Raw genomic sequence first — 21,125 nt, forward strand, 5'->3', positions numbered from 1 at the left:
TGAGGTGAAACCATGTTGAATTTAGAACTTGAGGTCACCCTCAATTTGGCATTTAAAGATGCTCGGGTCAGTCGTCATGAATATATGACGGTTGAACATCTCTTATTGGCTTTGCTAGATAATCGTGAGGCCGCAAAAGTGCTGCGTGGTTGTGGTGTCAACCTTGATGCCTTGCGCCATGATTTACGTACTTTTATTGAGAATACGACGCCCCTCTTGGCAGAAAATATTGAAGATGCTGAGACACAACCCACGCTTGGTTTTCAGCGGGTACTGCAGCGTGCGGTATTCCATGGGCAAAGCTCAGGTAAGCAAGAGGTCGGTGGCTCAAGTGTTTTAGTCGCGATTTTTAGCGAAGCGGATAGCCATGCGGTGTACTTGCTGAGACAGCATAACGTTCAACGTCTTGATGTAGTCAGCTATATCTCTCATGGTTTAGACTCGGATAGTGGCAGCTCAGCGACAGACTCTGCGGATCATGAAGCAGGCGAGAGTGAGCAGGACGCACCTGCGAATCCTTTATTGGCGTATACGCAAGATTTAAATGAGCAAGCCCGTCAAGGTCGTATTGATCCACTGATTGGTCGCGAGCATGAGCTGGAACGCGTGGCACAAATTCTAGTGCGTCGCCGTAAAAATAACCCCTTGCTGGTTGGTGAAGCGGGCGTTGGTAAAACCGCGATTGCTGAAGGTTTGGCGCGACGTATTGTTGACGGCGACGTTCCCGAGATTTTACTCAAAAGCGTGGTCTATTCGTTGGATTTAGGTGCGCTACTAGCAGGTACTAAATACCGTGGCGATTTTGAAAAACGTTTAAAAGATTTACTCAATGAACTGCGCAAACGTCCGCACGCGATTTTGTTTATTGATGAAATTCACATGATTATTGGCGCCGGCGCCGCCTCTGGCGGAGTGATGGATGCTTCGAATTTGCTCAAGCCCTTGTTGTCATCTGGGGAAATTCGCTGCATTGGTTCGACAACCTACCAAGAGTTTCGTGAGATTTTTGAAAAAGATCGTGCCTTGGCCCGTCGTTTTCAAAAAGTGGATATTAGTGAGCCTTCGGTGGATGATACTTACCGCATTTTGCAGGGCTTAAAAGAGCATTTTGAGCAGCATCACCAGATTACATACACTGACGCAGCCTTGCGTGCTGCCGCAGAGTTGGCAGCCAAACACATCAACGATCGTTATATGCCGGATAAAGCCATTGATGTGGTCGATGAGGCTGGGGCTTTCCAACGTTTGCAGCCTAAAGACCGGCGCGCTGAATGCATTGATGTCACCCAGATTGAAGAAGTGATCGCAAAAATTGCTCGTATTCCTACGCGCCAAGTGAGCAGCTCAGATAAAGAGCAGTTGCGTCACCTTGAACGTGATCTGCGTTTGACGGTATTTGGTCAAGAGGCAGCGATTGATGCCTTAGCGACGGCGATTAAATTATCGAGAGCAGGACTTAAATCAGCCAATAAGCCCGTTGGTTCTTTCTTATTTGCCGGTCCGACTGGGGTCGGTAAAACAGAAGTGGCTAAGCAGTTAGCTAACTCGCTGGGTATTGCTTTAGTACGCTTTGATATGTCTGAATATATGGAACGCCATACCGTTTCGCGCCTGATTGGTGCACCGCCAGGTTATGTGGGTTTTGATCAAGGTGGGTTACTCACCGAAGCGATTACTAAGCAACCGCATTGTGTCTTGCTGTTGGATGAAATCGAAAAAGCCCATCCTGATGTCTTTAATCTGTTGTTACAGGTGATGGATAACGGCACCTTGACTGACAACAATGGCCGTAAGGCTGATTTTAAACATGTGATTCTGGTGATGACCACCAACGCTGGTGCTGAGTCAGCTGCCCGTGCGTCTATGGGCTTCTCACATCAAGATCACAGTAGCGATGCAATGACAGTGTTGAAGAAGACCTTTAGTCCTGAGTTTCGTAATCGTCTCGACAGCATTATTCAATTTGGCCGCCTAAGTCCGCAAACCTTGCAGTCTATTGTTGATAAGTTTTTAACCGAGCTGCAAGCGCAGTTAGAAGAGAAACGCGTGCAATTGGATGTCACTGATGCGGCACGTCATTGGTTAGCCGAGCATGGCTATGACCAAGATATGGGTGCAAGGCCCATGGCGCGTTTGATTCAAGATCATATTAAACGGCCACTGGCTGAAGAGATTCTATTTGGCGCACTGGCAGATAAGGGTGGTATTGCGCAAGTAGATGTCGATGGCGAGCGTTTAGTATTGACCTGTGTAAAAGAACGTAACGCAGAACCTGCATAATATAGCCCCTGCTTTCAAGTAAGCTGCCAAAGACAAGAGACTTTGTCTTTGGCATGCATCCTGCTTGATATACAAAATTAGTGTCAATAAACTGTGCATTTGTCAAAAATAGCACTAAGGCGATGGTCTATACCAATTATTTTAGGAAGTATGGGCGATAGACCTTTAGTTGTTATTCTTTTTGCCGATACCTAGCCACTAGGCACGATAGTCATACTCAGGGGTGTTAATAGTATGAACTGTCTAGCTGAAACAGTTATTGAACATTTTATTCAGCGGTTTTGGGGTCAAACATGATGAGTCACCAGCCAGCAAAACGTCAGATGTCAGTGCAAACAAAAATAAATATTGCTTTGTTATCAGTTTTTTTTGTTGTGATGTCAGCCTCACTAATTTTCTCTGCTAATAATGAGAAAAAGCTAGTTTTAGACGTTGTTGAAACGCAGACAAAAGATGCAGCAGACAGTTACTTTGACAGCATTAATACCATGATGCTGACCGGCACTATGGCGAAGCGTAATGTGTTGCGCGATAAAATCCTCGCGCGACCTGGCGTGACTGACGCGCGGATTATTCGTACTGAGGCGGTCACCTCTGTGTATGGCGCAGGTTACGATCACCAAGCTCCGGCGGATGAGTTGGATCGTCGAGCGTTGGCTGGTGAGGCTATTATGCACATCACTGAAAACAGTGATGGACGGCTATTGACCGTAATTAATCCGATACATGCTCAAAGTAATTACCGCGGCACCAATTGCTTAACGTGTCACCAAGTGGCTGAAGATACGGTATTGGGAGCGGTACGTATCAGTTATTCATTAGAAGCATTGGATGCTCAGGTCGAGCGTAATCTGTGGACTGCCGCAGGCATTCAGTTGCTGTTGTTGCTGGCTGGCCTGGTGGTGATTATGTACATTGTGCGCCGCACTGTACTTAAACGTATTCATGCCATGCGTCATACCATGGAAGCCATTGCTAGAGATGATGACCTAAGGCATACAGTGGTGATTGAGGCCCATGATGAAGTGGGAGCAATGGGCGAGGCTTTTAATCACATGATTGCTAAGTTTAAGCACAGCTTGCATGCGGTTTCTGACGTGACACAGCAGTTGAATGTTGTGTCTGATCAAGTCTCTAGCGTCGCAGATACCACTTTGAAAGCTGTGGTGGATCAGCGTACCGAAACCGATATGGTTGCCTCGGCGATGAATGAAATGAGTGCCACTGTGCAAGAGGTGGCTCGACACGCTGCCCAAACAGCGCAAGCTTCACAAGAAGCTGATGATGAGTCGAAAGCAGGTGTTTTAGTTGCTGAGCAAGCAATTGATGGCATCCGAGAGTTAATTGCAGAGATTGAAAGTGCTGCAGCTGTAGTGCAACAGGTCGAAGCTGACACAGCCAGTATCAGTGCGGTTTTGGATGTTATTAAAGGTATTGCTGAGCAAACCAACTTATTGGCGTTAAATGCGGCGATTGAAGCAGCACGAGCGGGTGAGCAAGGACGAGGCTTTGCGGTGGTTGCGGATGAGGTTCGAACGTTAGCCTCACGTACGCAAAAGTCGACTGAAGAAATTCAAAATATGATTGAGCGCTTGCAGCACGGTGTAAACAACGCTGTGGGGGCGATGGCAGGTGCCCAAGGTCGTGCGACGTCAGGCTCTGTTTGCGTAGAAAAAGCGTCGCAAAGCTTGCATGTGATTGCGGCTGAGGTGGCGACTATCAATGATATGAATACACAAATTGCCACTGCTGCAGAAGAGCAGAGCGCGGTTGCTGAAGAGATCAACCGTAATATTACGACGATCAGTAGCATTGCTGATAACACTTCTACTGGTGCGACGCAAACCGCGCACAGCAGTGAGGAGTTGGTGCGTTTAGCGGCGGAACTACAACGGTTAGCGAATCAGTTTAAGTTGTAGTAACGCCGCTTTGCTAAGCATTTAAGATACAAAAAAACATGCTATGGCGTGTTTTTTTGTAAAGTGCGCATTTGTTCTTGTAACGCGCTGATAGTGCGGTTGGTTTGTGCGCGATATGCATCGAAATCAGCCAAGGACGGCCCTGTGTTGCGCGCCGGTGCTGCAACGGGAGTTGGAGCTGCGCGTTGTTCGAGTTCACTGCGTAAAATCAGAATATCTTGCTGTAATCGAGTCAGGTCAGCACTGGCTGCGCTGTTATTTTGTAGCGTAGCGAGTTCTGTTGTGATGTTTTTTAAGCGTGTTTTGAGCTCGTCAAGTTGAACTAATTGCTGCTGATGGGTCTGTGTTTTTTCTGCTAACTGCAGCAGCTCGGTGCGCTGTGTCGCGAGTTGTTTGCTTAGATTGGATTGTTCTGCCGAGAGAATGGTATCGCGTTGAGTTGCAGCTTCCTGCTGCGATTCTAGAGCGCTGCTCAAGCGACTGCTACGCTCGTTAAGTGTCGCAACTTGGCCGGTCAGTTGTGTCAAGCGTGAAGCGTATTCAGCTAAACTGATGTGTTGTTTTTTTTGAGTGTCTACAGCACTATTTTCAAGTGTATTTAGACGCATTTTAAGCGCTTCATTATCGCTTAGAACTGAGGTTTGTGTCGCACTGACCTTGCCGGTGATATCGTTGATACGGCCCGCTGCATCTTCACTTATTTTTGAGAAACTGTCTTGTGTGGCAATCAGTTGCTGCTCTAATAACTGCATGCGTTGCATACTCCACCAGCCAAACACTGCGCTAGAGCATAAAATAGCAAGGGTCAACGCCGATAGAGCACCCAGAGCTTTATTCGATCGGCGCGGTGCCGCTGCTTGAGCCGAGAAGGCAATAGGACTATCCAGCAGCGGGATATCTACTTTTGATCTATTAAACTGCGGCTCAATTCGTCCGCTAGAAGGGTTAAGCTGTTCATCGAAGTCATCGTCAGTGTCATTGCGCATAGTCAGTAAACCAGTTTTAAAACAGATAAAAAATGAAATGCAGTATAGCAAAATACTTTGCTACTGCTGCTTAACACCTTAGGTGCAGATAACCTTTAGGGTTCAATATTACTTATCATGAGGCTGCAGTTTAGGTTGCGAGTGCGGTGTGTATTGTACGTATCAGTACGAATGCGTGCGTCCACATTACGAGTGTCTTTAGATATCAACCGCAGGCTATGGGTTTACTTATAAACAGTAGTATCTACTATCTCGAGCGATTAAACTGCGGCCTCTCATTACAGCCAGTGGAGTACCCTATGAGTTTATTTTTAGTGGGTTTATTGATTGTCGCAGTTTTGCTTGCGACTTGGGCTGTGAGCCTCTATAACGCTTTGGTGCGCTTAAAGCATGGTGTCACTAAAGCATGGTCGAATATTGATGTGCTGTTGAAGCAGCGCCACGATGAGCTACCAAAACTGGTGGAAACCTGTAAGCAATATATGCAACATGAGCGGCAAACATTGGATGCCGTAATTACGGCGCGTAATGCCGTTTCCAATGCGCGTGAACAGCATGATATTGGCGCGCTAGGTGCTGCTGAAACGGGACTACGCTCAGGCTTAGGCAAGCTATTTGCTTTGGCAGAGAATTATCCAGAGTTGAAAGCTAACGAAAGTTTCCAGTTTTTACAGCAACGCATCAGTGGCTTAGAAAATGGCATTGCTGACCGTCGCGAACTGTATAACGAAGCAGTTAATCTTAATAACGTTCGTATTGAGCAGTTTCCTGATGTGCTTATCGCGCGTTACTTTAATTTTGTTGCGGCTGAATTGTTACGCTTTACTGATGCTGAAAAAGCTGATGTTGATATCAAAAGCCTGTTTGGTTAAGTGGTTGTGGATATTGTCGGTATTAGTGTTTTTTTAGCGGTAACCAGTACCGTCTGTTTAGGCAGCGGCTGGTGGTGCATTAATAATTTAAAGAAAGCCCGTTACCTATTAGATACGCCCACCTCAAAGGTACGTTCGGCAGCGCAAGGTTATGTTGAGTTGTACGGTGTTCTTCAGCAAGGCGTAGGGCAGTTGAATGCACCTTTGAGCGCTGTACCGTGTGTCTGGTGGTCATTTAGGATTGATGAGCAAGTGCGCAGCAGTAAGGATAATACTCGCTGGCAGTCGCTAGAAAAAGCCAGCAGTACTGCGCTGCTGTGTCTAAATGATGGTACAGGCGATTGTCTGATTGATCCGCAAGGTGCGCAGGTGCTGCCAATGACCAAAAAAATCTGGTATGGCACTGAGCGGTATCCGCAGCAGAAACATCTGCAGCCACACTTTCTAAAAACTTTACTGCTTGGAGCCAAGCGCTATCGTTACACTGAGCAACGCTTACATGTCGATGAACCACTGTATGCGATTGGTGATTTTGTCAGTCGTGGCGGTGCTCAAGAGGCCTTTGATTTACTCGCCAGTCAAGGCGCGTTGATTCGTGAATGGAAGCGTGACTATGTTGGCTTATTACGCCGCTTTGATCGTGACCGTAATGGTCAACTCGATCAGCAGGAATGGCATAATGTGCGTCAGAGCGCCAAAATCGAAGCCGAGCGCTTACAGCGTGCGCGCAGTGCGGATCCGGTGCAGCATTATTTGCGTAAGCCAGAAGAAAACCAGCCGTTTATTTTGTCCAGTTACGGTGAGGATGACATTGCTAAACGCTTTTACTGGCAAGCGCTATTGGCGGCGTCTCTGTGTCTTGCTAGTGCGCTTGGCGCAGCCTATATCATCAACACGTAGCTGTAAGCGATTGCTATTTAACCAGGTGCTGCTGTTCTAAAGTGCTCATCAATACGCGCACTTTCTGAATCGATTCTTGATACTCGTCGTTTGGATTGGAGTCATAAACGATTCCGCCGCCGCCCCAGCAACTGATTTCACCTTGATTGGCCAGTAAGGTGCGAATGGTAATTGAGCTGTCCATTTCACCACGTGTATCCAGATAGAAAATACTACCGCAATAAATACTGCGTACGCTGGCTTCGAGTTCTTCGATAATTTGCATGGCACGACGTTTCGGTGCGCCGGTAATCGAGCCGCCTGGAAAACTACCGATCAGTACATCGAGGGCATCGTATTGTGGCGCTAAAGTGCCAGTGACGCTGCTGACCATATGATGGACATTGGGATAACTTTCTAGAGCAAAGAGCTCCGGCACACGAATACTGCCAGTGCTGCAATAGCGGCCTAAGTCATTACGTAGCAAATCAACAATCATTAGATTTTCTGAGCGATCTTTAGCGCTGGCTAATAAATCATCCGCTAGAGCTTGATCCTCAAGCGCTGCTACCGCGCGAGCACGGGTGCCTTTAATCGGGCGGCTTTCTACGTGACGCTGGCGAACTTGAATAAAGCGCTCGGGTGATAAGCTGACAATTGCTTGCTTATCATTGACGCGAATAAAGCTGGCAAATGGAGTTGGGCACTGTTGCCGCAAACTGATATAGGCCTGCCAAGGATCACCTTGATAGTGACTGCTAAAGCGTTGCGTATAGTTGACTTGATAACAGTCGCCGGCAGCAATGTAGTTGTGCACGCGATCGAGGTCAGCGTAGTAGCGTTGAGCTGTGATACGAGGTTCAAAGACGCTGGTGAGTCTAAAGGGTGCAGTGCTAGGGGTGGTTGGCGTGGTTGTAAAGAGTGCTAACAGTTCATCGCTACGCTGCGTGGACATGCTGGGGTGGCACATCAACCAGCAGTGTTGCAGTTGATGATCAGTGATCAACGCCCAGTCATATAGATTGACTGTGGCGCTGGCTAAGCCTTCAATGTCAGTCGCTTGCGCAAGCGTATTCAATTCGTAGGTTAAATAGCCGATCAGACCGCCAGTAAACGGTAGTTCAATGCAATGAGGTGTTTGGCATTGCTCAAGCTGTGTTAGCAGTGTTTGGCAGCGCTGACGAAATGAGTCGAGCGTTTCTTCGACGTTGGGTATAAGGCTTGCCAGTGGCCAAGCGCTGATCAGGTCAAAACGACCGCGTTGACTGATCGGCTGACCTGAATCCAAGAGAACCGCGCCTGCTTGCGCATGCACGTATTGGAAATAATAGGCAGGATCAACATGATAGCTAAGAGGAAAAAGCTGGCAGGTTAGCATAAGCACTGGGTCACGCTAAGTCAGGCGACGATGCCTGTGCTTAGCGTAGAGGCCTCACACATTTTATTGAGGTAGGCTGGAGGCAAACAGATTCTGAGAAAAACGCATACGCTCTTCAACAGATTCGGTAATACCTTTACGTTTTAAATCGGCAATATGATGCTCGACAGCATGCGCGCGTAGCGTCAATCCTGCGTTATTAGCGATTTGAATGTTTAGGCCCGGTCGCGCATTAAGCTCTAAAATTAATGGGCCTTTTTCTTGGTCCAGAACCATATCTACACCAATATAACCCAGTCCACATAGCTCATAACAACCTGATGCAAGACGCATAAAACCATCCCAGTCCGGCAGTTGTACGCCGGCCACTAGGTTACTGGTGTCGGGGTGTTTGTTGATTATATTGTTCAGCCAGGTTCCTTGTAAGGTGATACCTGTGGCTAAATCTACACCGACACCAATGGCGCCTTGGTGCAAATTGGCTTTACCGCCTGACTGGCGTGTGGGTAAGCGCAACATGGCCATGATCGGATAGCCCATCAAGACAATCACACGAATATCGGGTACGCCTTCATAACTGATGCTTTTGAACAGTGGATCAGGTGTTACACGGTACTCAATCAAGGCGCGGTCACGCGAGCCACCGAGCGAGTAGAGACCGGTTAAGATACTTGAAATTTGATATTCAATTTCTTCGTGACTGATGATCTTGCCTGAGACTGTTTTGTAACGATCTTCAAAGCGATCAGCAATTACCAAAATGCCGTCACCGCCTGCACCCATTGCCGGTTTGATCACGAAATCGGTACGGTCACCGATAATTTTATCGAGCTTTTCGATTTCTTTTTCGGTAGAAATTACACCATACATTTCGGGCACATTGATGCCGGCTTCGATAGCGCGCTCTTTGGTCAGGATTTTGTCATCCACCAAGGGGTAGAGACTGCGTTTATTGTACTTGAGTACGTAGTCGGCATTACGGCGATTGATACCCATAATGCCTTTAGCACTGAGTTCACGCCACGTTTTAATTAAACCAAACCCAAGCATGATATCAGTCCTTCAAAAAGGCTTTAAAGCGGAACAGCTCGGTGAGGCGATAGCCGCGGTAGCGACCCATTGCCAGCATAAAGGCCACCATAATTAACAGCACACCAGGGAAGGTGAAGATAAAGTAAGCCAGCTCGGAAATGCTCATTAAGTAGTGCGCTAATGAAGCGGCGAACAATGTACCAATCGCCACTTTAAAGGCATGGTTGCCGCCGCGCTCTTCCCAGGTAATCGATAGGCGCTCAATGGTCATGGTTAAAATGACCATCGGGAATAAAGCAACTGATAAACCACGCTCTAAGCCGAGTTTATGACTAAATAAGCTGATAACAGCGATCAGTACGACAACAAAGGTCAGCACCACCGACAGCCTTGGCAACATTTGTAGCTTCAAGTGCTCAAGGTACGAGCGCAGTGATAAGCCCAAAGTGGTGATAATGGTAAACAGAATAATACCAAAACCCAGCTGTGTTTCACGGAAGGCCAGAGCAATCAATACCGGGGTAAATGTCCCCAGTGTTTGCAGACCGCCGAGGTTACGCAGAATCAAAATCACCATCACGCCGAGGGGAATCATGATCATGACTTGATAGGTTTGCTGAGTTTGTAAAGGTAAGCCATACAGTGAGTAATCTAAAAAGCTGGCATCCGTATTTTCGTTACTGAGTTGGGCTAAACGGATCGCATTCATTTCACTGTTATTGAGAGTGAAGGTGACAGATGCTTGGTTACCGCCCTCGATATTTAACAAAGGCTCATCGCCTAACCACCAAATCATACGATCATTAGGCAAACCTTGTTCGCCTGATTGAGGGTTAAAATACAGCCATTTTTCGCCGTTAAAACTGCGTAGCCATAATTCTGGTGACTGAGCAATATCAGCCTGCAAGCGGATGGTGTGTAAGCGTTGCATAGGCACATGCGCAATTGATAGAAGGACATCAATGACATCGGCTTTGCGCTCACTGGAGTTATCACCACCGAGTAACAAACGTACATTGTCATCAGCCGTGTTATTAACGCGCTTAATGGCTTCGCTGATAAAGGTTTCTACGTCGGCTGAGTGTTGGCGAATCGGTGCTAATAACGCTTCAGCAGCAATTTTCTCTGCGCCTTCAATTGGCAAGGTTTCTCGGTAGATAGGGCCTTTGGCTTTGGCTTGTTCACCACTGTAACGCTTGGTCATTACTAGACGGTAATACAGCGTTTGTTTGCCGCTAGCGCGACGAGCTGACCAGGTGACGCGGCGGTTATCATCGCTACGATTAACGCTTACACCATAGTTATTAGAAATAAAGCTTTCATTGAGACTGACGTAATCTTGGTTGAGCGGCGGCACAAACATTTGTAGTTTGACCGGCTCACGCGAGTTCGCGCGAAACTCTACCTTGGCATCGATATTCCATAGATTGTCGGTTTCTTCAGCAGTAACAGGAATACCTAAGACATAAATCTGATAGGCCGTGACTGAGACTCCGATGATCATACATAGAGCGATTAATATTCTTAGATGCACTGTCAACGAACGCATGGTAATTACTCAGCAAAGGCGGTAGAGATGTTTTGGGTATCACACTGTGGCTTGCCCACAGAATATTTTAAACTGGGGTCAATTAAAGCATTAAATTTTTTCAAAGCTGTTGAGCCCAGTAAAAAAGGATATTGGAAAGTGCTGCGGTCAGTGAGATTCACTTCAACCGTTTTTAGCGTGCGCCCTATACATACCGACATATTGACCACTGGACGTGGTGTATAACTTTTATCTTCTTCAGGGTCATAATCACCCGAGCGGCGCTTAATTTTACTGATGCGTGCTAAGGGTAACTCGAAAGCGCGCTCATGTGTTTCATCGAGCGCTAAATAAAAACGCACCCAAGATTTTCCGTCACGTTTAAAACGTTCAATATCACGCGCACTCAGCGATGCTGTTTTCGCGCCAGTGTCCAGCTTCGCTGTCATGTGCATATCAATGTCAGCGATATAAACATGCTCATTTAATCCGTAGATGTTCTTTTCGCTCACTTCGCTGGCTAAGGTCATGGTGGGTAATAATAAAAAATATGTTAACAAGGCAGTAATATTAAAAAATCTCATAATTCTCGCAAATATAAAAATGTGATTTTGTTCAGTGTCGTCAAGGCACGTGCTCGGGCGTAACCCCACTCAGGACTTACTTGGGAGAATGTAGCAGCCGTGGCGACGTATTCTAATCGGCAACGCTAAAAATAACCATGTAATCCGTATGTAAGCTGTTTTCTAGTGCGTGGTTGCGCTGAGTAGATAGATGGACGTTTTAAATGCTGATACGTTCCATTATTCGACCTTGGTCTGAAGATTGTCGACAATGTTGTTGGTTTTGTTGACATATGCGGGTCTCGAAGGTAGCTTTCAGCCATTGACTGAATAAAGGTGTCGACACTGTGCCAGAGCTTCTTGAAGAAACAGCACTTATCAGCAGTGATTCTGCAACCCTGTCTGAGCAGGTGTTTCGTAGTATCCAGGCGGCGATTGTCTGTGGTGATATCGCGCCAGGCAGTAAAATCTCTGAGCCTGAGCTGGCGCGCACCTACGGTATCAGTCGCGGTCCCTTACGCGAAGCCATCCATCGTTTGGAAGGGCAGCGTTTATTAATCAGGGTTCCACATGTCGGCGCACGCGTGGTTGCGCTATCGCACTCTGAGTTGATCGAACTGTATGAGATTCGCGAATCATTAGAAAGTATGGCGTGTCGTTTAGCCGCGCATCGAATGACGGCTGACGAAGTGGCCGAGCTGCGTGCGGTACTCGACACCCATGAGCGTGATGCGGCCTTCCAAGCGGGAGTGGGCTATTACCAGCAAGAAGGTGATTACGACTTCCATTACAAGATTATCCAAGGCAGTGGTAACCAAATGTTGGTCAAGCTGCTGACTGAAGAGCTGTATCAGTTGGTGCGTATGTATCGTATTCAATACTCAACAACGCCCAATCGTCCACAGCAAGCTTTTAAAGAACATCACAGTATATTAGATGCCATTGCCGCCGGTGATGGTGAATTAGCCGAGTTACTGATGCGTCGTCATATCGCTGCATCACGACGCAATGTTGAGCGTCATTATCAAGGTGCCAATAACACCGTCCAACCCCTACGAGGTAAATTATGAGTCGTACAACTCCAGGTCAACGCTTTCGTGATGCTGTTGTAGAAGAAAGCCCGCTACAAGTTATCGGTGCGATCAATGCCAACCACGCTTTATTAGCACAGCGCGCTGGCTTTAAAGCGATTTACCTGTCCGGTGGCGGTGTTGCTGCTGGCTCACTGGGTATCCCAGATTTAGGTATTACCGGTTTAGAAGACGTTCTTATTGATGTACGTCGTATCACTGATGTGTGTGAGCTGCCATTGTTAGTCGATGTTGATACCGGTTTTGGTTCATCAGCGTTTAACGTTGCACGTACCGTTCGCTCAATGAGCAAAGCCGGCGCAGCTGCGATTCACATTGAAGACCAAGTGGGTGCTAAGCGTTGTGGCCACCGTCCCAATAAAGAAATCGTTACTCAGCAGGAAATGGTTGACCGTATTAAGGCAGCTGTAGATGCGCGTACCGATGACAGCTTTGTGATTATGGCGCGTACTGATGCGCTGGCAGTTGAAGGTTTGAACTCTGCATTAGACCGTGCTGCTGCATGCGTTGAAGCCGGTGCCGATATGGTCTTCCCTGAAGCCATTACCGAACTGGATATGTATAAGCTGTTTGCTGAGCGTGTTAATGCACCTATTTTGGCGAACATCACTGAGTTCGGTGCAACGCCACTGTTCACTGTGGACGAGCTAAGAGCGGCTAACGTTGGTTTGGTTTTGTACCCGCTGTCGGCCTTCCGCGCGATGAATAAAGCTGCGGAAAATGTCTACAACGCAGTGCGTCGTGATGGCACGCAAAAGAATGTGATCGATACCATGCAAACCCGTATGGAGCTGTATGACCGCATCAACTACCACGCTTTTGAGCAGAGCTTAGACGCTTTGTTTGCTCAGAAAAAAAACTAACTACGAGTTAATCACCGATAGCGTGATAACCAATAATAAAAGTACGAGGAATAACGTAATGACTGAAGCAAAGAAAAAAGTACTGAGCGGCGCGGGTTTGCGTGGTCAGATTGCTGGGCAAACGGCTCTGTGTACTGTCGGTCAAGAAGGTGCGGGCTTAACCTACCGTGGTTACGATGTTCGCGATTTAGCGGTTAACTGCAAGCACTTTGAAGAAGTGGCTTATTTGCTACTTTACGGTCACTTGCCCAATCAGAGTGAGCTCACTGCTTACCTGAAGCGTTTGCACGATATGCGTGATTTACCTGCGACGCTAAAAGAAGTTCTTGAGCGTATTCCTGCTGATGCACACCCAATGGATGTGATGCGCGTGGGTACGGCGATGTTGGGCACTTTAGAGCCAGAGCTGAGCTTCGATCAGCAGCTGGACGTGGTTGATCGCTTGATTGCTGCATTTCCAGCGATCTTGTTGTACTGGTACCGTTTCAGTCATGACAATGTACGCATCGATTGCATGACCAATGAGCCAGATATTGCCAGTCACTTCCTTGCTTTATTGCACGGTAAGTCGTCTAACGCACTGCACTGTGAAGTGATGAACGTGTCGTTGATTCTCTATGCAGAGCATGAGTTTAACGCGTCGACCTTTACCGGTCGTGTGTGTGCGTCAACCTTGTCTGACTTGTACTCTTGCGTGACCGGTGCCATTGGTTCGCTACGTGGACCACTGCATGGTGGTGCAAACGAAGCGGCGATGGCTCTGATTGATCGCTTCAGCTCACCAGAAGAAGCCGTGACCGAACTTAAAGCAATGATCGCTCGTAAAGACTTGATCATGGGCTTTGGTCACGCAATCTACCGTGAATCAGATCCTCGGAATGAAGTGATTAAAGGCTATTCCAAAAAGTTGGCTGATGAAGTGGGTGATACGGTTATCTACCCAGTTTCTGTGGCGATTGAGAGCTTTATGTGGGATGAGAAACGCTTATTCCCTAATGCTGACTTCTTCCACGCTTCAGCCTACCGCTTTATGGGCATTCCAACTGAGTTGTTCACACCGATTTTTGTGTGCTCACGCGTAACAGGTTGGGCTGCACATGTGTTTGAACAGCGTGCTAACAACCGCATTATCCGCCCAAGTGCTGAATATATTGGTGAGGAGCAACGTGCCGTTCCGGCAATTGAGAAGCGCTAAGAGTTTGAACGCTTAAAGGCTGACCCATTAACCAGTTGTGCATCGATACAGCTGGTTTTTGTGGTTGCGCTAACAGCGTTTCCCCGTGTTTACCTGATGGATTTTAAAACGTTATGAATACCGAATTCCGTAAAAAACTACCTGGCACAGCACTCGATTATTACGATGTGCGTGAGGCGGTTGATGCCATTGAACCGGGCGCTTATGCCAAGCTGCCTTACACATCACGCATATTTGCAGAAAACTTAGTGCGCCGCTGCGAGCCCAGTGAGCTTACGGATTCGCTCAAGCAACTGATTTATCGCAAGCGCGATCTGGACTTTCCTTGGTATCCCGCACGCGTTGTGTGCCACGATATTTTGGGGCAAACCGCATTGGTTGACTTGGCTGGCTTGCGTGATGCCATTGCCGAGCAGGGCGGTGATCCATCTAAAGTGAACCCAGTGGTACCGACTCAGTTGATCGTTGACCACTCGCTAGCAGTTGAGAGCGGTGGTTTTGATCCTGATGCGTTTGAGAAAAACCGTGCGATTGAAGATCGTCGCAACGAAGACCGTTTCCACTTTATTGAGTGGACTAAAACTGCCTTTAAAAACGTTGATGTGATTCCTGCTGGTAACGGCATCATGCACCAAATCAACTTGGAGAAAATGTCTCCAGTGGTGCAGGCGCGTGACGGTGTGGCTTTCCCTGATACCTGTGTCGGTACCGACAGTCATACGCCACACGTGGATGCTTTGGGTGTATTGGCCATTGGTGTGGGTGGCTTGGAAGCCGAGACAGTCATGCTCGGTTTACCATCGATGATGCGCCTGCCAAATATTGTTGGTGTTGAGTTGGTCGGCAAGCGTCAACCGGGTATTACGGCGACTGATATCGTGCTGGAAATGACTGAATTTCTGCGTAAAGAGCGCGTGGTCGGCGCGTATTTGGAATTCTTTGGTGAAGGTGCTGCGACTTTGTCGATTGGCGACCGTGCCACCATTTCCAATATGACCCCAGAATACGGCGCAACGGCTGGTATGTTCTATATTGACCAACAAACCACTGAGTACTTAACGCTGACTGGCCGTGAACCAGAGCAAGTGGCACTGGTTGAAAACTACGCAAAAGTAACCGGTCTGTGGGCCGACAGCTTAGTTGACGCTGAATATGAGCGCGTACTTAAGTTTGATCTTTCTGCAGTAGGCCGCAATATGGCTGGCCCATCCAACCCGCATGCACGTGTCTCGACCAGCGATCTCGCGGCGAAAGGCATTGCTGGCGCGTGGGAAAAAGAAGAAGGCTTAATGCCGGATGGCGCAGTGATTATTGCAGCCATTACTAGCTGTACCAACACCAGTAACCCACGTAACGTGATCGCTGCTGCGTTAGTCGCACGTAACGCCAATAAGTTAGGCTTAGAGCGTAAACCTTGGGTAAAAACCTCGTTTGCGCCCGGTTCTAAAGTCGCTGAACTCTACCTGAAAGACGCCAACTTACTCGAAGAACTTGAGCAGTTAGGTTTTGGTATTGTTGGTTTTGCCTGCACCACCTGTAACGGTATGAGCGGTGCCTTGGATCCAGTGATTCAACAAGAAATCATTGATCGTGATCTCTACGCCACCGCAGTGCTGTCAGGTAACCGTAACTTTGATGGCCGTATCCACCCGTACGCGAAACAAGCGTTCTTGGCTTCACCACCATTAGTAGTTGCTTATGCGATTGCCGGTACCATCCGCTTCGATATCGAAAAAGATGCGCTAGGTTACGATAAAGAGGGTAATGCGATTACCTTGAAAGATCTGTGGCCAACCGATGCGGAAATTGATGCGATTGTAGCGGCCAGCGTTAAGCCTGAGCAGTTCAATCAAGTTTATATCCCTATGTTTGACCTCGGTTCGATCACGCAGTCGCCCAGTCCTTTATATGACTGGCGCCCGATGAGTACCTATATCCGTCGTCCGCCGTATTGGGAAGGTGCGTTGGCCGGTGAGCGTACGATGAAAGGTATGCTGCCGTTAGCAGTACTGGGTGACAACATCACCACTGACCACTTATCACCGTCTAATGCGATTATGTTGGACAGTGCGGCGGGTGAGTACCTGCATAAAATGGGCTTGCCAGAAGTTGACTTCAACTCGTACGCAACCCACCGTGGTGATCACCTTACTGCACAACGTGCTACTTTTGCTAACCCAAAACTGTTTAACGAAATGGTCTTGGATGAGCAAGGTAATGTTCGTCAAGGTTCATTAGCGCGCATTGAGCCGGAAGGTAAAGTGACCCGCATGTGGGAAGCGATTGAAGCCTATATGGAGCGCAAACAGCCGCTGATTATTGTTGCCGGTGCTGACTATGGTCAGGGTTCATCACGTGACTGGGCTGCGAAAGGCGTGCGTTTGGCCGGTGTTGAAGTGATTGCTGCTGAAGGTTTTGAGCGTATTCACCGTACCAACCTCGTCGGTATGGGTGTCTTACCGCTGCAATTTGCCGAAGGCACCACACGTAAAACATTGGGCCTTGATGGTACTGAAACCTACGATGTAGAAGGTGAGTTGAAACCAGGTAACACTATGACGCTAGTGATCACGCGTCGCAACGGTGAAATCGTGCGTGTGCCGATGCTAAGTCGTCTGGATACCGCTGCTGAGCTGGTTGTCTATCAAGCAGGCGGTGTTTTACAACGCTTTGCTCAAGAGTTCTTGGCTTCAGAAGCTACCAGTGCCTAACGCACGTTAAAGCATGACCTAACCCGCTAAGCGAGTGCACCTTGTTTAGCGGGTTATTATTTTCTGCCGGTAGCATCTTTGCGACCGCTATTATTCCTATTGTTAGATTAGGGAGATTCCTCTATGAGTCAGGTCCCACAAATTAAAATCCCCGCGACGTATATGCGCGGCGGCACCAGTAAAGGTGTGTTCTTCCGTATTGATGACTTACCCGAAGCGGCGCAGCAGCCGGGTGCTGCGCGCGATGCCTTGTTACTGCGGGTCATCGGCAGTCCTGACCCTTATGGTAAGCAAACCGATGGCATGGGCGGCGCCACCTCTAGCACCAGTAAAACGGTACTGTTGGCAAAAAGCAGTCAGGCTGAGCATGATGTTGACTACTTATTTGGCCAAGTCTCCATTGATAAACCCTTTGTCGATTGGAGCGGTAACTGCGGTAACTTAACCGCTGCGGTCGGCTCCTTTGCTATTTCTAACGGTTTAGTCGCTGCCGATAAGATTCCGCAAAACGGTATCTGCACCGTGCGTATTTGGCAGGTCAATATTGAAAAAACCATTATTGCCCATGTACCAATTACCAATGGTGAAGTGCAAGAAACTGGTGATTTTGAGTTGGATGGTGTGACTTTTCCAGCGGCTGAAGTGCAGATTGAGTTTCTCGATCCAGCGGATGGTGACGGTGATGATGCGGCGATGTTCCCTACTGGTAATGTCGTTGATGATCTCGAAGTTCCAGGCGTTGGCACTTTAAAAGCAACTTTAATCAATGCGGGTATTCCAACCATTTTCGTCAATGCCGAAGATATTGGTTACAGCGGTACTGAGCTGCAGTCAGCGATTAATAGTGACAAAGCCGCGCTGGCTAAGTTTGAGCTGATCCGCTCCTATGGCGCAGTAAAGATGGGCCTGATCAAGGATGTTGCTGAGGCTGCTGCACGTCAGCACACGCCGAAAGTGGCCTTTGTTGCAGCGCCTGCCAGCTATACAGCGTCCAGTGGTAAAGAAATCAAAGCGGCTGATATTGATGTGCTGGTGCGTGCGCTATCCATGGGGCAACTGCATCACGCGATGATGGGTACCGCAGCTGTGGCGATCGGTACTGCAGCAGCGATTCCAGGCACTTTGGTTAATCTCGCTGCCGGTGGGGAAGACCGTCAAGCAGTGAACTTTGGCCATCCGTCTGGTACCTTGCGTGTCGGTGCTGAAGCCGCGCAAGAAAACGGTAAGTGGGTGGTGAAAAAAGCCATTATGAGTCGCAGTGCACGCGTCTTGATGGAAGGCTGGGTGCGTATTCCTGGTGATACGTTCTAAGTTTGATTGCTAACAGTGTGGCAATTTTAAGCGCTCTTTATGAGCGCTTTTTTGTGGGAGCGCTACACGCTTAATCAACACGATTGCTCCAAGAGCTGCTGTCAACGGAATGCATGATCTAGCAGCAATGAGCAACAACGTTGTGATAGCCGGAGAGGGGTGTGTTTAAGCCTGCCGGATATAGTCAGCAGACTTAAACAAGCGTTAGAGCATTTTAGTTATTGTATGGGAAATAACTTTTCCGAAAACTTCACATACCAAGCGGCTGATTGCACTTGGATAATGTAGGCCAAGGCAATCAGCAGCGCAGCTTGTGCGCCGGCTTCACCGAAAGCTGTCATTGATAGCGCTAAGGCAATTGATAAGTTACGCATCACCGTACCGTAGACTAAAGCAATGCCGTCACCGCGGTTTAAACGTTTTTTAGCAATCAGTGTACTGACCACGTAGTTGATCGCATACAGCAACAACAGTGGAATTAATAAGCGCAGGATGAGACTCGGTGACTGCAGTAGAGAGGGGCCTTTAAGTGCCATCGCTACAAAAACAATACCCAATACGCCTAAGCTCGAAAAAGGTGGGAATTTAGGGGCGTATTTTTTCTGAAAACCTTCAACGCCATGTTTACGTACCAGCAGCGTGCGGGTGATTTGTCCGGCAATTAAAGGAATCGCGATAAATAGTAAAATCTGTTGGAAGACAACTAATAATTGCACTGGGATGTCAGAACCCAGTAGAAATTTTACATAAAAAGGTGTCAGTACTGAACCTAAAAATAAACCAATAATGGTGAGCTTAATAGCGGCGGGTAAATTGCCTTTGGCAAAGCCTGTCCAAGAAATGGTCATACCGCTGGTAGGTAATAAGGCCGCTAATAATAAGCCTAGTGCTAATGCTGGCTGCTCAGTAAAGAATATTCGTCCCAACATATAGGCGACAAAGGGAATAAATAAAAAGTTAATGGCTATCGCCCACAACTGTACAGCGTTATCACCGCCGACTAATAGCTGCTTAGGCTTGATACCCACCATCATTGGATACACCATTAAGATCGTCAGTGGTGCAATTAAAACGCTTAAACTTTCTGTTTGCAAGGCCAGTCCAGCAACCAAGCCAAGTAATAAAAATAACGGTATGCTCAAGCTCAGATTCTTGCTTAACCAAGTGATGTATTTCATATCCAACCCCGTGATGCATTGCTACACCAGTCAAAACTGAATAAGCAGGTCAATAAAGATACAGTATACAACTATATAAAGTATCTGCGAGCCCTTCTTCAGTAAATAGCAGAGTTAAGCTGATAGTCATCTACTGTGACGGTGTTGTGCTGCGCTGCACGGGCCTCAATCTATCTATACAATACGACTCAGAGCGAGGTCAATTAGTAGACTAAGCTGCAATACCTCAGCCAGCAGTGATATACATGTTATGTATTGCTGCGATACTTGGATCACTCACTTTATTCTTAACCTGTTTGGTGCCCTGATTGTTTACTGATTTGTTGTTTGAAGAAGGATTTACCGAGGTGGATGCTGAACTGGATGTTATTTTTGTGCCAACTGATGAGTTGGTTGTGGAAGCCATGCTGAAAATGGCTGCAGTGACCCGGCATGATGTGCTGTATGACCTTGGTTGTGGTGATGGTCGCATTGTCGTTGCCGCAGCGATGGAGCGTGAAGCACGGGCGGTGGGTGTTGATATGGACCCACGTCGTATTGCTGAAGCCAATGCGTTAGCAGAAATGGTCAGTGTTGAGCATCGTGTTGAATTTATCCAAGACGATTTGCTGACTGTTGATTTTAGTGATGCCACAGTGGTCACACTCTATTTACTGCCATCACTGAACGTGAGACTTAAAGCACGGATTTTGACTGAACTCAAACCCGGTACACGTATTATTGCTCATGCCTTTAATATGGGGCGCTGGAAGCCTGATGCAAAACGTGCGTTTGGCGGCATCTATCTTTATAAATGGTATGTCCCCGCGCCAGTGCAAGGCACTTGGGAGTGGCTCAGTGCTGACGGAAAGCTCTATCGTGTGGTCTTACAGCAAGCGTTTCAAATGCTCAGTGGGCAAGCTTGGATCGACGGTGAGCCTGCGCAATTACTTGACGCTAAGATGCAAGGGGAGCGCGTACACTTAACTATTCAAGGCGCTGATGCTAATGATGCCGAAGAGGCTGAATTATTTATATCCTGTTACCAAGACGGCTATTTGTTGCCTGCGGTCGGTAGTAAACAGGTCTCTGCAGGTGTCAGGGTAGCAGAGTAACGTGCAAGCTTTGCTCTTTGAAGCGTATCAGAGCGTCCGCTAATATTGCCTTAGCGGACGCTCTGATATGGTACGACTCAAAACGTCGCGCAATGCCCACCTGATGGCGCTTGGCCTGAGCCAATAGCTATGATGGGTGCTTCTAAGCGTAGGTTAACCGGCTGTGAACTGTGCCAGTCCCAGACAAAGAAACCAGCCAGTAGTGTCCAAAACACCACGATACGTAAGCTGCTTAATGTATTCAT

At 47.8% G+C, this 21,125-nt stretch carries 17 protein-coding genes; 10 read left to right on the forward strand and 7 right to left on the reverse strand.

What is annotated here, in order from left to right:
• Positions 1–12 precede the first annotated feature (12 nt).
• Both clpA and JYJ62_RS10995 read left to right on the forward strand, forming a co-directional pair.
• Positions 13–2,280 carry an ATP-dependent Clp protease ATP-binding subunit ClpA gene (clpA, locus tag JYJ62_RS10990; protein WP_205342270.1) on the forward strand — a complete coding sequence of 756 codons (2,268 nt, stop codon included), beginning with the start codon at positions 13–15 and terminating at the stop codon, positions 2,278–2,280.
• 296 nt (positions 2,281–2,576) lie between these two features.
• A complete protein-coding gene (locus tag JYJ62_RS10995) occupies positions 2,577–4,199 on the forward strand; it encodes a methyl-accepting chemotaxis protein (protein WP_205342346.1) in 1,623 nt (540 codons plus the stop codon).
• A gap of 41 nt (positions 4,200–4,240) precedes the next feature.
• On the opposite strand, the gene JYJ62_RS11000 is transcribed toward JYJ62_RS10995, so the two are convergent.
• Entirely contained in the window at positions 4,241–5,185 is a 945-nt protein-coding gene (locus JYJ62_RS11000; protein ID WP_205342271.1) for a hypothetical protein, read from the reverse strand.
• A 299-nt stretch (positions 5,186–5,484) separates the two neighbouring features.
• On the opposite strand from JYJ62_RS11000, the gene JYJ62_RS11005 reads away from it, so the two are divergent.
• Positions 5,485–6,057 carry a LemA family protein gene (locus JYJ62_RS11005; RefSeq protein WP_205342272.1) on the forward strand — a complete coding sequence of 191 codons (573 nt, stop codon included), beginning with the start codon at positions 5,485–5,487 and terminating at the stop codon, positions 6,055–6,057.
• A 6-nt stretch (positions 6,058–6,063) separates the two neighbouring features.
• Positions 6,064–6,957, forward strand: a complete 894-nt coding sequence (locus JYJ62_RS11010; protein WP_420042842.1) for a GIDE domain-containing protein — start codon at positions 6,064–6,066, stop codon at positions 6,955–6,957.
• Between the two features lie 13 nt (positions 6,958–6,970).
• Here JYJ62_RS11010 and pabB read toward each other — a convergent pair whose 3' ends face one another.
• From pabB to JYJ62_RS11030, 4 genes are all read right to left on the reverse strand, one after another.
• The gene (gene pabB, locus JYJ62_RS11015) at positions 6,971–8,314 is read right to left on the reverse strand and encodes an aminodeoxychorismate synthase component I (RefSeq protein WP_205342274.1); all 1,344 of its coding nucleotides are present in this window, start codon (positions 8,312–8,314) and stop codon (positions 6,971–6,973) included.
• A 63-nt stretch (positions 8,315–8,377) separates the two neighbouring features.
• The gene (locus tag JYJ62_RS11020) at positions 8,378–9,364 is read right to left on the reverse strand and encodes an alpha-L-glutamate ligase-like protein (protein ID WP_205342275.1); all 987 of its coding nucleotides are present in this window, start codon (positions 9,362–9,364) and stop codon (positions 8,378–8,380) included.
• A gap of 4 nt (positions 9,365–9,368) precedes the next feature.
• A complete protein-coding gene (locus JYJ62_RS11025) occupies positions 9,369–10,895 on the reverse strand; it encodes an inactive transglutaminase family protein (RefSeq protein ID WP_205342276.1) in 1,527 nt (508 codons plus the stop codon).
• A gap of 5 nt (positions 10,896–10,900) precedes the next feature.
• A complete protein-coding gene (locus JYJ62_RS11030; protein ID WP_205342277.1) occupies positions 10,901–11,458 on the reverse strand; it encodes an ATP-dependent zinc protease in 558 nt (185 codons plus the stop codon).
• Positions 11,459–11,784: 326 nt separating this feature from the next.
• Here JYJ62_RS11030 and JYJ62_RS11035 point away from each other — a divergent pair, with 326 nt between their 5' ends.
• The 5 genes from JYJ62_RS11035 (at position 11,785) to prpF (ending at position 18,608) form a co-directional block, all read left to right on the forward strand.
• The gene (locus JYJ62_RS11035) at positions 11,785–12,507 is read left to right on the forward strand and encodes a GntR family transcriptional regulator (protein ID WP_205342278.1); all 723 of its coding nucleotides are present in this window, start codon (positions 11,785–11,787) and stop codon (positions 12,505–12,507) included.
• Positions 12,504–13,391, forward strand: coding sequence for a methylisocitrate lyase (gene prpB / locus JYJ62_RS11040; RefSeq protein WP_205342279.1), 888 nt, complete (start codon positions 12,504–12,506; stop codon positions 13,389–13,391). Before JYJ62_RS11035 ends, prpB begins: the two co-directional genes overlap by 4 nt.
• A gap of 58 nt (positions 13,392–13,449) precedes the next feature.
• Positions 13,450–14,586 (forward strand): bifunctional 2-methylcitrate synthase/citrate synthase, encoded by a 1,137-nt coding sequence (gene prpC, locus JYJ62_RS11045; protein ID WP_205342280.1) that lies wholly within the window; start codon positions 13,450–13,452, stop codon positions 14,584–14,586.
• 113 nt (positions 14,587–14,699) lie between these two features.
• A complete protein-coding gene (gene acnD / locus JYJ62_RS11050; RefSeq protein WP_205342281.1) occupies positions 14,700–17,297 on the forward strand; it encodes a Fe/S-dependent 2-methylisocitrate dehydratase AcnD in 2,598 nt (865 codons plus the stop codon).
• A 123-nt stretch (positions 17,298–17,420) separates the two neighbouring features.
• Positions 17,421–18,608: a 2-methylaconitate cis-trans isomerase PrpF gene (prpF, locus tag JYJ62_RS11055; RefSeq protein ID WP_205342282.1), complete on the forward strand. Its 1,188-nt coding sequence runs from the start codon at positions 17,421–17,423 to the stop codon at positions 18,606–18,608.
• 218 nt (positions 18,609–18,826) lie between these two features.
• Here prpF and JYJ62_RS11060 read toward each other — a convergent pair whose 3' ends face one another.
• Positions 18,827–19,786 carry an arsenic resistance protein gene (locus tag JYJ62_RS11060; protein WP_205342283.1) on the reverse strand — a complete coding sequence of 320 codons (960 nt, stop codon included), beginning with the start codon at positions 19,784–19,786 and terminating at the stop codon, positions 18,827–18,829.
• 308 nt (positions 19,787–20,094) lie between these two features.
• Between JYJ62_RS11060 and JYJ62_RS11065 the strand changes: the two genes are divergently transcribed.
• On the forward strand, positions 20,095–20,880 hold the full coding sequence (locus tag JYJ62_RS11065; RefSeq protein ID WP_205342284.1) for a class I SAM-dependent methyltransferase: 786 nt from the start codon (positions 20,095–20,097) through the stop codon (positions 20,878–20,880).
• A 77-nt stretch (positions 20,881–20,957) separates the two neighbouring features.
• On the opposite strand, the gene JYJ62_RS11070 is transcribed toward JYJ62_RS11065, so the two are convergent.
• Positions 20,958–21,125 (reverse strand): hypothetical protein, encoded by a 168-nt coding sequence (locus JYJ62_RS11070; protein WP_205342285.1) that lies wholly within the window; start codon positions 21,123–21,125, stop codon positions 20,958–20,960.

It is taken from the genome of Denitrificimonas caeni, from assembly GCF_905120345.1.
GTDB lineage: Bacteria > Pseudomonadota > Gammaproteobacteria > Pseudomonadales > Pseudomonadaceae > Denitrificimonas > Denitrificimonas caeni_A.